This is a genomic window from Ruegeria sp. BA12, assembly GCF_056539625.1.
The window spans coordinates 781383-793275 of sequence record NZ_JBQFVF010000001.1 but is presented as its reverse complement, the minus strand read 5'-3'; the positions used below and the strand labels follow the sequence as shown (position 1 = coordinate 793275).

The window sequence follows — 11893 nt, the reverse complement described above, 5'->3', positions numbered from 1 at the left end:
ACAAGGGAACCCCGGAATGCAGGACCTGATGACCATGATTACCACGCTCCGCCGCCCTCGCCTGTTAGCACGGGCCGCGAAACACGGGGCGCAGGACTATGACCGGGATCGGCACCTGCAGCGCATCCTTGGCTATGGATCACTGCCCGGCACGGGCGCGGCTCTGATGCGGCTGATGGAAATGGAGCGAGAGGTTAACGCGCAGCGCGTAGAAGAGGACGCAGCCTATTCGCTGGTCCGTCATTTGGACCTGCTGATCGCGTTGTTGGGCGAGGCGCAGCTGTTTCAGGCCAGCCGCGCCGCGCAATATCAGTGATCAGGTAAAGGCATCCGGCATGGATGCTTTTTTCTTGTCAACGTACTCGTTCAGAGCAGCATTGATTGCCGGGTCGAGTTGCGGTTGCTGGTAGTTGGCCAGCAGATGCTCGACTCGGGCAGAGGCCAGTTGACGCGTGTCACGCCCGCCTTCATCTTCCCAGGTTTCGAACGGTTTGTAGTCCAGCATTTCCGACTTCCAGAACGCGTCCTTGAAGTTCGCCTGCGTATGCGCACAACCCAGATAGTGGCCGCCCGGACCAACCTCGCGGATCGCATCCATCGCCTGCGCGTTCTCGTCGTAAGCCACGCCTTTGGCCAAGCCGTGCAGCACGCCAAGTTGATCCGCATCCATGACGAACTTCTCGAAATCCGCAACCAGACCGCCTTCAAGCCAACCGCAGGAATGCAGCATGAAGTTCACGCCTGACATCAGGCCCATGTTTAGCGAGTTTGCTGTTTCGTAAGCAGCCTGCGCGTCGGGCAGTTTCGAGCCACAGAACGACCCGGCCGAGCGGAACGGCAGGTTTAGGCGACGCGCCAGCTGACCCGCACCATAGGTGACCATCGACGCCTCAGGCGTACCAAAGGTCGGCGCGCCCGAGTTCATATCAATCGACGACACGAAGGCCCCAAAGATCGCCGGGGCACCCGGACGGATGATCTGGCTATACGCGACACCGGCCAGAACTTCGGCCAGAACCTGCGTCAGCGTCCCTGCCACCGAAACCGGTGCCATCGCGCCACCCACGATAAAGGGAGAGATAATGCAGGCCTGATTGTTAGCCGCGTAAACTTCAAGCGACCCCATCATCACGTCGTCGAAGGTCATCGGCGAGTTGATGTTGGTCAGCGAGGTCATCACTGTGTTTTCCTGCACGAACTCTTTTCCGAACAGGATCTCGCACATCTCTACCGAATCCTGCGCCCGGCTGGGGTCGGTGACCGAGCCCATGAATGGCTTGTCCGACAGGGTCATGTGCGCCATCAGCATGTCCAGGTGACGCTTGTTCACCGGCACGTCGGTCGGTTCGCACACAGTCCCGCCCGAGTGGTGCAACCACTTGGACATGTAGGCCAGTTTCACGAACTTGTTGAAATCGTCCATGGTCGCATAGCGACGGCCACCTTGCGCGTCGCGCACGAATGGAGGGCCGTAGACCGGCGCCAGCACCAGATTGCGCCCCCCGATGACAACCGATTTTTCGGGGTTGCGCGCGTGTTGTGTGAACTCGCTGGGGGCAGTTTTGATCAGCTCGCGCGCCAGACCGCGCGGGATGCGAACACGTTCACCATCGACATCCGCTCCGGCATCTTTCCAGCGCTGCAGCGCGCCCGGATTGTCGACGAAGTTAACGCCGACCTCAGCCAGAATGGTTTCCGCATTGGTTTCAATGATCTCCAACGCTTCTGCGTTGAGGACCTCGAAATTCGGAATATTCCGTTCGATATATTTTGCAGTTTCGATTCGAACTGCGGTGCGCTCGGCCCTGCGGGCGGCACCACCACCGCCTCTGGCTCTGCGTCGGGTGTTTGCCTCTGCCATGAGATAATCCCGTTAGTCATGTTCACGTTGCAAATCGTGTTACCGGAACCGCAGATCACACCAGACGTGGATTACGGCGCTATAGGGGTAAAAGCGACATGATCGCCTATTCGATGTCGTTTGAACCCCTAATTCCTGACGCTAATGATAGAAGCATGGAACCGATATCGCAAAATCCGTCTAACCGCTAGCTGAGCGAAAACTCCTTTACGCGACAGAATTTGGGTACGTCGCATTTCGCAAGATGGTTGTGAGAAATCTAAATTGACGGGCTGACAAACCTCAAAGGTTTTTACGCATCGCAACCGAATTCCCGGCCACTTCAGTTTCGATCCAGCCGAGATGTGCGTAAATCGCCCTCGTATCTTGCATCAGACGATGGGTGCGCAATTCCATATGGGTGCAGCCAGCCTCGCGCGCTTCGGCTTCGGCGCGTGACAGCAGTTTTCCAGCGACACCTTGCCCTTGGGCCGACGGTGACACGGCCAGATTGATAACCTTCATCACAGCACCCTGTTGCGCAAACACAATCACACCAGCCAACCCATCATCACTGCGGGCCAGGACCACGCGACGTTCCGCAATATCTTGCGCCAAACCACTCGTCACATCAGGCAGATCATCAATAGAACTGCGCGCTTTGGCATAAGCCGCCCTGATGCAGTCTGTGACCGCCTCGACGTCATCCTGCGTTGCATCCGTGAAACGAATGACGGCCATTGATCCCATCTCCTTCCGCATCTGACTGAAATCGCCTTCATAACGCTTGCACATAACCGCCGCGCGACCTAAGAGCCAGTCATGAGCCAGACATCCCATGACCGCCTTCTGATCATCGACTTCGGCAGCCAGGTGACGCAGCTGATCGCACGCCGCCTGCGCGAGTTGAATGTCTATTGTGAAATCCACCCCTATCAAAACGTCACGATGGACTTTGTACGCGAAATGGCGCCCAAGGCCGTGATCTTTTCCGGTGGGCCGGACAGCGTGACGCGCGAGGGGTCCCCCCGCGCCCCGCAAGAGATTTTTGACTATGGCGTGCCGATCCTTGGCATCTGCTATGGACAGCAAGTCATGATGCATCAGCTTGGCGGCAAGGTCGAAAGCGGCCACGGCACTGCCGAGTTCGGTCGCGCCTTTGTCACTCCGAAAAGCCAACTGGATATTCTGAACGGCTGGTTCGCGGATGGCGACGAACAAGTCTGGATGAGCCACGGAGACCACGTCAGCGACATCGCCCCCGGGTTCGAGGTCTTCGGCACCTCACCCAACGCGCCCTATGCGATCACGGCTGATACCAACCGTCACTTCTATGCGGTTCAGTTCCACCCCGAAGTGCACCACACGCCCAAAGGCGCGAAACTGTACGAAAACTTCGTAAAGCTGGCTGGCTTCAACGGCGATTGGACCATGGGTGCCTATCGCGAACAGATGATCGAAAAGATTCGCGAGCAAGTCGGCGACAAAAAGGTCATCTGCGGCCTGTCCGGCGGCGTCGACAGCTCGGTCGCGGCGATCCTGATCCATGAAGCGATTGGTGATCAGCTGACTTGCGTGTTTGTCGATCACGGCCTGTTGCGCAAGAACGAGGCCGAAGAAGTCGTCGGTATGTTCCGCGACAACTACAACATTCAGCTGATACACGCAGATGAAAGCGACCTGTTTTTGGGAGAGCTGGACGGCCAATCCGACCCGGAAACCAAACGCAAGATCATCGGAAAGCTGTTCATCGACGTGTTCCAGAAACACGCTGATACGATCGAAGGGGCCGAATTCCTGGCCCAGGGCACGCTCTATCCCGACGTGATCGAATCGGTTTCGTTCTCGGGCGGCCCCTCGGTCACGATCAAATCGCACCACAATGTCGGAGGCCTGCCTGAAAAGATGGGCCTGAAACTGGTCGAACCCCTGCGAGAGCTGTTCAAAGACGAGGTTCGCGCACTGGGCCGCGAACTTGGCTTGCCGCAGAGCTTCATCGGGCGCCACCCCTTCCCCGGGCCGGGTCTGGCGATTCGCTGCCCAGGCGAGATCACCCGTGAAAAACTGGAAATCCTGCGCGAGGCCGACGCCATCTATATCGACCAGATTCGCAAACACGGTCTGTATGATGATATCTGGCAGGCTTTTGTTGCCATCCTTCCGGTACGCACCGTCGGTGTGATGGGTGACGGACGCACATATGATTATGCATGTGCGCTGCGGGCTGTAACCTCGGTCGATGGCATGACCGCCGACTACTATCCGTTCAGCCACGAATTCCTCGGTGAGACCGCCACGCGGATCATCAACGAGGTCAAGGGCATCAACCGATGCACATATGACATCACCTCGAAACCTCCGGGAACGATTGAGTGGGAATGACAAAAAGCCGGGCTTTGACCCGGCTTTTTTGTTTAAGTCCTGCAAGAAACCCATAGGTTTTAAATTAGAATTTCGCGATTCCCGCAGGCAGGTAAATGGACAGCAGCAGACCGCAGATCGGCAAAGCCGCGCTTTGGATGACGGGGGCAATTGCCTCTTTCTCATCGATGGCGGTTGCCGGCCGCGAATTGAGCGTGGCCCACGATACATTCGAAATCATGTTTTACCGCAGCCTCGTCGGCATCCTCGTTGTAGCGGTGATTCTGACACTGTCGCGCAAATGGGATCAGGTCTCGACATACAGACTGGGGCTGCACGGCGTCCGAAACCTGACGCATTTTATTGGTCAGAATTTGTGGTTCTACGCGGTAACCGTCATTCCTCTGGCACAGGTTTTTGCGCTTGAGTTCACGCAACCCATCTGGGTGATCCTGCTGTCTCCGCTGCTGCTGAAGGAACGGCTAACACCTGTACGCGCGCTGTCTGCCTTGATTGGTTTTGCCGGTGTCCTGCTTATTACCCGCCCCGGTGCCGTGCCTCTGAGCGCTGGTATTTTGGCTGCTGCCATGTCTGCGGTATTCTTCGCATTTACAACGATTTCCACCAAAACCCTGACCCGTTTTGCCAGCATTGGATGCATCATGTTCTGGCTGACCGTCATGCAGGCTGTCCTGGGATTGATGGCCGCAGGGATCGATGGGCAGATCGCTCTGCCAACCGCGAACACGATCCCCTTCCTGGTATTGATTGGGTTGGCAGGACTACTGGCGCATTATTGCATCACCAACGCTCTGGCTATTGCGCCTGCGACTGTGGTTGTACCGTTCGATTTTGTCCGCCTGCCCACAATTGCCGTGATCGGAATGATTCTGTACCACGAGCCGCTGGATCACTGGACGCTGCTAGGGGCCGTCGTGATCTTTTCGGGCATCTTTTTGAACGTGCACGCCGAAAATCGTAACAGTTTGGCAACAGTTTCCCGACACACTCACCCTGAATAACGCACCGTCACTAGTTGACGGTAATATAACCCTCAAGAAAGTATCGAGCACCACAAGACAGATCGGCCTTCACCACTCGATAGTCCGGTCTGAATAACAGGACACCTTTTGGGAGGACAGAATGAAAAAAGCGCTTCTACAGGCGTGCGCGGTGTGCGTTGGGACAACAGGAGCTTACGCCGGCGGTCTGGATCGTAGCGGACAGGGTGTCAATATCCTGTTCGAAGAGGGATCAGTTGTACAATTCCGTCTCGGCTATACTGATCCAAGCGTAAGCGGCACTCAAAATGGCGTGGATTCCGGCAATGTTGCCGAGTCATTCTTCACACCGCATTTAGCCTATAAACATGCTTTTACAGACAGGCTGGATTTCGCACTGGTCTATGATGAGCCGTTCGGCGCGGATATCGAGTATCCGTCAAACTACCCGTTGTCGATTAACCCGACAACGCCGTTTGGTGGGCGCACGGATGTTCTGCGCGCCAAAGCGGATGTGGACGCAATTACTGCGCTTGTTCGGTATAAATTCGACGGTGGCTTCAGCGCTATCGGAGGTCTGCGCGCGCAACGTTTGAAAGCCAACGTGGCAGTACCCGCCGCTGCGGGGTACGAAGTCGACACAGATTCTGACATCGCATTTGGGTATGTCGTCGGCGTTGCGTGGGAAAAGCCAGAAATTGCCGCACGTGTGGCTCTGACTTACAACTCAAAAATCACACACGATTTTTCCCAGACAGAGTCATTCAACTTCGTGCCGCCTGTATTCCCGCCTAGTGCGGTACTGGTCACAGCGGAAACCGAGTCTGAGATTGAATCACCTCAATCCATCAATCTGGATTTCCAAACCGGTGTAGCCCCCAAAACATTGCTGTTTGGTTCAATTCGATGGGTGGACTGGCCGCAAACTGTTTTTGCGCCGCCCAACTATGTCAACATTGTCGGGGATAACCTCGTCGACTACGAAGATGATACGTTCACGTATACGCTGGGGCTCGGCTATCAGTTCTCGGAAGAGTTTTCGGGTGCGGTAACTGCTGGATATGAAACATCCACTGGTTCCGAAGTCACAAATTTGGGCCCGACAGATGGGTTCTGGAGCCTTGGGCTCGGTGGAACCTACTCTCTCGAACGCGCTCAGATTTCCGGTGGTGTCCGGTATACAGACATTGGAGACGCCACTACCACCACCGGGGGAGAATTCAGCGGCAACAGCGCTTGGAGCGTCGGCTTCCAAATCACCTACTCGCTGGGCTGATCCGCAACAGAGTGAAACGTTGGACCCCGCCCTTCCGGCGGGGTTTTTCTTTGCGGGCTATCCAAAATATGAATTCCAGAAACCTCATTGCGTTAAAGCCACAGTTTCCGTGAATTCGTCGGTATCACAATCTCACATTAGTTTTCTCTCTGTCGGTCCCTGGCCGGATCAACTAGGGGACCGGCACAACAAAAAAAGAGGACACTACATTGTTGAATCCAGGCAAAATTTCAATATTAGCAATGATTTCACTGACCCCGGCTATTGCAGGCGCACAGGAATTTAACGGTGCTGCCACCTTGGGCTATGGACAATCTTCCATTTCCAACGGCGGTGGCGATTTCGGCACCTTCACCGGCGATTTCACCGGTACTTTGAGCTTCGACAACGGTCTGCACTGGGGCTTTGACGCCAAGTATTACAAGGCCGATCCCGACAATGTTTCCGGGGATGTTTCCCTGTGGGATCTGGGCACGACATTGAACTACCAATTTGACAACGGCGGCGTTCTTGGTGGCTATCTCGACTATGCCGATTTCGATTCTGGTCTGGGGCTCAACCTTTCCAGCGATGTGACTTCGTACGGTATTTCGGGCGGGTATGTCGTTGAAAATGCCGGGTTCGAAGCCTGGATCGGCGAATCGGAAACCTCCCCAAGCCTGCCAAACGGCACGGATTGGACCGATTTCGGCGCACGATTCCGCTATCAAGTGTCGGATAGTGCCGTATTCGGCGGTCACTATGTTCGCAGCGACGTGTCAGGTGGTGGCGTAAACCTTGACCTATATAGTGTTGGCCTTGGCGGTTACTATCGGTTCAACAGCGGTTGGGGGACTTATGCAGGTCTCGTGCATCAGTCGTTTAGCGATCTTGATTTGGACTACACAACGCTTGGCATCGGCGTGGATTATAACCTGCTTGAGATCAGCGAGATCCCAGGCCAAGTGTCTCTGGAGTTGGCCAGAACGGATATCGATGTCGGCGGTGCAAGCGGCGATATCGACACCCTTCGCTTTGGTCTGACCTTCCCTCTTGGCGGTCGCACTTCCTCCACTCCGCTCAACAGCGTAGCGCGTGCGGCGATGGCCCCGCGTCACAACGCTCTGACAACGCTGGAAGACACCACTTTCTGAGGGTTTAGTACAACCTGCAAATCTCTGGAAAACCCTGCCTGTGCGGCAGGGTTTTTCTTTGCGCGGTTTCCAACTCGGTAGAATCTTGGAAAATAAAAACGGGCAAGGCCGTACTAATACACCTTTCCCCAACGAATTGGGCGAACTTTTTTGCTTGGCGTGTTCTGGGCTATGCTGATGCGTTGGCTGGTTACCCCAATCCAGCGTTTAACTTTTTTGCGCCGTCCGCGCCTTTGTATGGCTTTTTTGTTTTGGGTCTGTTGGACGAAGCGGCTCCGTTTTCCCTGCGGGCCGGGGGCGATTTCATATCTAGACCGTACTGACCTGGGCTCTAAAGTCAGTGACGACGGTTTTTGGCGTCACCACAGGGGCATTGTTTTTTAAACGATGAGCACCTGATCTGATCTCTCGCCATAAAGGTGGGGCTTAGATACTAGACGGTGCAGCCGCCATCAGGCCGTTGATCCAAATCCGTTCGGGTACACACGATTGACGCCACCCGCTGCCCGTTTTAGCAAGGTCGGAAAAAAGGACGGCGGACAATGATCTACAGCTCGGCAAAAGATTGGCGCAACGCGGCGCGAAAAAAGGTGCTGTTCTTTGGCATGTCGGGCCTGGGCAAAACCTATGTGTCGAACGTGCTGCGCGACTCGGGCGATTGGTTCCACTATTCGATCGATTACCGCATCGGTACCCGGTACATGGGTGAATACATCGCCGACAATGCCAAAGCCGAGGCGATGAAAGTCCCCTTTCTGCGCGAACTGCTGTTGTCGGATTCGATCTTTATCGGCTCGAATATCTCGTTCGAGAACCTGACGCCTGTCGCCGCCTATTTGGGTAAGCCCGGAAATCCGGCGCTAGGTGGTTTGGAACTGCCCGAATACAAACGCAGGCAGGAACAATTCCGGCAGGCGGAGATTCACGCGCTTCTGGATACCGAGTATTTCATCGACCGGGCACAACGTCTGTACGAATACCCGCATTTTATCTGCGACACCGGCGGGTCGATCTGCGAATGGGTAGACCCGGAAAATTCTACAGATCACGTGTTGTCCGAACTGTCTCGCCAAACCTTGATGATTTGGATTCAAGGGGATGAAGATCACACGGCAGAGCTGATCAGCCGCTTTGATAAAGCGCCCAAACCGATGTCTTATCAGCCCGAATTTCTGGTCCGTGTTTGGGAAGACTATCTGACCCAGTATAACTGCCGATCCGAGGATGTAGACCCCGACGCGTTCATCCGCTGGACTTACGCGCAGGCGCTGGCGCATCGGCAACCCCGCTATCAGGCGATGGCGGACAATTGGGGTGTAACAGTCACCGCTGATGACATGCACAAGGTCCGTGATGCCTCTGATTTCGATGAGTTGATCGAACGCACCCTTGAGACCCGCGCAAACCGGGCTTAATTACCGCCTCTACACTGTAACTCCAAAGGCTTGTACCTGATGCCGATCAAGATCCCCTCTGACCTGCCCGCATTTGAAGTTCTCACCCAAGAGGGCGTATCGGTCATGGCCGAGGATCAGGCAATGCGTCAAGACATTCGCCCCCTGCGGATCGGGTTACTGAATCTGATGCCCAAGAAGATTCAGACTGAAAATCAGTTTGCCCGCCTGATCGGGGCGACTCCGTTGCAGATCGATTTGTCGCTGATCCGGATGACGGAACACCGCACCAAGAACACCGCGGCCGAGCATATGGCCGAATTCTATCGCCCTTTTCAGGAGGTGAAGGACGAGAAATTTGACGGGCTGATCATCACCGGTGCCCCGATTGAGCATTTGGAATTCGACAACGTCACCTATTGGGACGAAATGCGCGAAGTGTTCGAATGGACGCAGACCAATGTGCATTCTACCTTTGGTGTGTGCTGGGGTGGAATGGCGATGATCAATCACTTCCATGGCGTCAAGAAACATATGTTGGACGCTAAGGCGTTTGGTTGTTTCCGGCATGCGAACCTTAATCCGGCCTCGCCGTTCCTGCGCGGGTTCTCGGATGATTGCGTGATTCCGGTCAGCCGCTGGACGGAAATGAAACAGAATGAGATTGATGCCGCTAACGGTTTGGTAACCCTGCTGGGTAGCGACGATGTCGGTCCCTGTCTGGTCGAAGATCGGAACCATCGTGCCATCTATATCTTCAACCATTTCGAATATGACAGCGATACGTTGAAACAAGAATACGACCGCGATATTGCCAACGGCACGCCGATCAACGTGCCCTTGAATTACTATCCGGACGACGATCCAAGCCAGACACCACAGAACAGATGGCGCAGCCATGCGCATTTGCTCTATGGCAACTGGATCAGCGAGATTTATGGGACAACGCCTTATGATATCAATCGGATCGGTGTCGATCAGACCGATCTGAGGGCCTGATCCGGTGATGCGCGTCGGCCTCATAGCTTTGACTTTGCTGGTCTTGCTGTGGGCCCTCGCACTCTGGCGCGCCGGTCGGAATGAAGCCCGTGCCGAAGCCGCCTTTCCCCCCGAAGGTCAAATCGTCGAAGTCAATGGCATCCCAGTGCATGCAGTGGTGATGGGAGAAGGCCCGGATGTTGTGCTGATCCATGGGTCCAGCGGCAACACGCGCGACATGACCTTTGCCTTGGCTCCTATCCTGGCGGAAAACTACCGTGTGATTGTGTTTGACCGACCGGGTTTGGGGTATAGCGCCAGCTTCAATCAGGACGGTGAAACCATTGAGGAACAAGCAGAAATCTTGCAAAAGGCCGCGGCTCAACTGGGTGCGGAAAAACCTATCGTTGCAGGGCAAAGCTATGGCGGATCCGTCTCACTTGCTTGGGCTGTTACGCGGCCAGACAATATCTCGGGGCTGGTCCTGATCGCAGCTGCCGCCATCCCGTGGGAGACACCTCTGGACGGATTCAACACATTGGCGGCGACACCCACCGGCAATGTCACCGCCCTGCCCCTGATCACTGCCTTTGTGCCCGAATGGTACGTTGAAAAAGCTTTGGACAAGGTGTTCGCACCGCAGACCGCACCCGAAGGATATGCCGACCATTTCGGCCCCGGACTAACCATGCGCCGGGCTTCGATGCATGCAAATGCCAAGCAGCGCGCCAATTTGCTGGAAGAAGTCCGCGCCCTACAACCGCGATACGGCGAGATCGACGTGCCGACCGAGATCGTCCATGGTACCGCCGATGATACCGTTGGGTTGGGCTGGCATTCACATCGACTGATCGAACAAATCCCCGGCGCGGAACTGATTGAACTGCCTGGAATTGGGCACATGCCACAGGTCGTTGCTGCACCCGAAGTTGCTGCCGCCATCGACCGTGCCGCGCAACGTGCGGGTTTGCGTTAGGCCCGCCGCTAATCCATAGTAGGATATGGATTTTATGGCGAGGTAACACATGGCCCGTTCCGAAAAAGGCTCCATCGAAAAGTACTTTAAGAATGACGCCCCGAAAGAGGTGCGTTCGGCCATCGAAAAGTCCGAAAAAGGCGACATCCTGAACCCCTCCTACCCTTACGACGAACGAATGAAGCGTAAGGAATACGAAAAACAGATGGAAAAGCTGCAGATTGAGTTGGTCAAGATGCAGTCCTGGCTCAAGGAAACTGACCATCGCATTTTGCTTATTTTCGAAGGTCGGGATGCGGCAGGTAAAGGGGGCACGATCAAGCGGTTCCGCGAGAACCTGAACCCACGCGGCGCACGCAATGTTGCGCTAAGCAAACCCTCGGACACTGAGCGCAGTCAGTGGTATTTTCAACGATATATCGCACATCTGCCTGCCGCTGGTGAGATCGTGTTCTTTGACCGCAGCTGGTATAACCGCGGTGTTGTTGAAAACGTCTTTGGCTTTTGCACAGCAGAAGAACGTGAACGGTTTTTCCGACAGGTCCTGCCGTTGGAAACCGGTTTGGTGAATGACGGGATCAAACTATTTAAATTCTGGCTAAATGTCGGACGAGCAGAACAGCTCAACCGTTTTTTGGCGCGTGAAACTGACCCACTGAAGCAGTGGAAACTCAGCCCGATTGATATCGCAGGTCTTAACAAATGGGATGAATACAGCCAGTCGATCGAAGAAACCCTGACGCGCAGCCACACGGAACACTGCCCCTGGACCATCGTGCGATCAGACGACAAGAAACGCGCGCGGCTGGCGGCCATTCGTACGGTTCTGCACGCGCTGGACTATGACGAAAAGGACGAAGATGCCATCGGCGCGAATGACCCCGATATCTGTGGTGGGCCAGAGATTTGGGATGCGTGACAGGTGGTGGACGAA

At 55.3% G+C, this 11893-nt stretch carries 11 protein-coding genes; 9 read left to right on the top strand and 2 right to left on the bottom strand.

The window, feature by feature from the left end:
- The first annotated feature begins 16 nt into the window (after positions 1 to 16).
- Positions 17 to 316: a DUF6477 family protein gene (locus tag ACR0B0_RS03875; RefSeq protein WP_170375086.1), complete on the top strand. Its 300-nt coding sequence runs from the start codon at positions 17 to 19 to the stop codon at positions 314 to 316.
- Here the strand turns inward: ACR0B0_RS03875 and ACR0B0_RS03870 are convergent, their stop codons facing one another.
- Both ACR0B0_RS03870 and ACR0B0_RS03865 read right to left on the bottom strand, forming a co-directional pair.
- Positions 317 to 1861, bottom strand: coding sequence for a trimethylamine methyltransferase family protein (locus ACR0B0_RS03870; protein ID WP_480646508.1), 1545 nt, complete (start codon positions 1859 to 1861; stop codon positions 317 to 319). It abuts the gene before it with no gap.
- Positions 1862 to 2143: 282 nt separating this feature from the next.
- Positions 2144 to 2581 (bottom strand): GNAT family N-acetyltransferase, encoded by a 438-nt coding sequence (locus ACR0B0_RS03865; protein WP_480646506.1) that lies wholly within the window; start codon positions 2579 to 2581, stop codon positions 2144 to 2146.
- Positions 2582 to 2662: 81 nt separating this feature from the next.
- Between ACR0B0_RS03865 and guaA the strand changes: the two genes are divergently transcribed.
- From guaA to ppk2, 8 genes are all read left to right on the top strand, one after another.
- The gene (gene guaA, locus ACR0B0_RS03860; protein ID WP_480646504.1) at positions 2663 to 4222 is read left to right on the top strand and encodes a glutamine-hydrolyzing GMP synthase; all 1560 of its coding nucleotides are present in this window, start codon (positions 2663 to 2665) and stop codon (positions 4220 to 4222) included.
- 95 nt (positions 4223 to 4317) lie between these two features.
- Entirely contained in the window at positions 4318 to 5223 is a 906-nt protein-coding gene (locus ACR0B0_RS03855; protein ID WP_170348525.1) for a DMT family transporter, read from the top strand.
- Positions 5224 to 5344: 121 nt separating this feature from the next.
- Complete coding sequence (locus tag ACR0B0_RS03850; RefSeq protein WP_170348524.1) at positions 5345 to 6478, top strand: OmpP1/FadL family transporter; 1134 nt, start codon at positions 5345 to 5347, stop codon at positions 6476 to 6478.
- 242 nt (positions 6479 to 6720) lie between these two features.
- A complete protein-coding gene (locus ACR0B0_RS03845) occupies positions 6721 to 7611 on the top strand; it encodes a hypothetical protein (RefSeq protein ID WP_480646502.1) in 891 nt (296 codons plus the stop codon).
- Positions 7612 to 8153: 542 nt separating this feature from the next.
- The gene (locus ACR0B0_RS03840; RefSeq protein WP_480646500.1) at positions 8154 to 9026 is read left to right on the top strand and encodes an ATPase; all 873 of its coding nucleotides are present in this window, start codon (positions 8154 to 8156) and stop codon (positions 9024 to 9026) included.
- Positions 9027 to 9065: 39 nt separating this feature from the next.
- The gene (metA, locus tag ACR0B0_RS03835) at positions 9066 to 10004 is read left to right on the top strand and encodes a homoserine O-acetyltransferase MetA (RefSeq protein WP_480646498.1); all 939 of its coding nucleotides are present in this window, start codon (positions 9066 to 9068) and stop codon (positions 10002 to 10004) included.
- A gap of 7 nt (positions 10005 to 10011) precedes the next feature.
- Positions 10012 to 10959: an alpha/beta fold hydrolase gene (locus ACR0B0_RS03830; protein ID WP_480646496.1), complete on the top strand. Its 948-nt coding sequence runs from the start codon at positions 10012 to 10014 to the stop codon at positions 10957 to 10959.
- 49 nt (positions 10960 to 11008) lie between these two features.
- Positions 11009 to 11878, top strand: a complete 870-nt coding sequence (gene ppk2 / locus ACR0B0_RS03825) for a polyphosphate kinase 2 (protein WP_480646495.1) — start codon at positions 11009 to 11011, stop codon at positions 11876 to 11878.
- Positions 11879 to 11893: the final 15 nt, after the last annotated feature.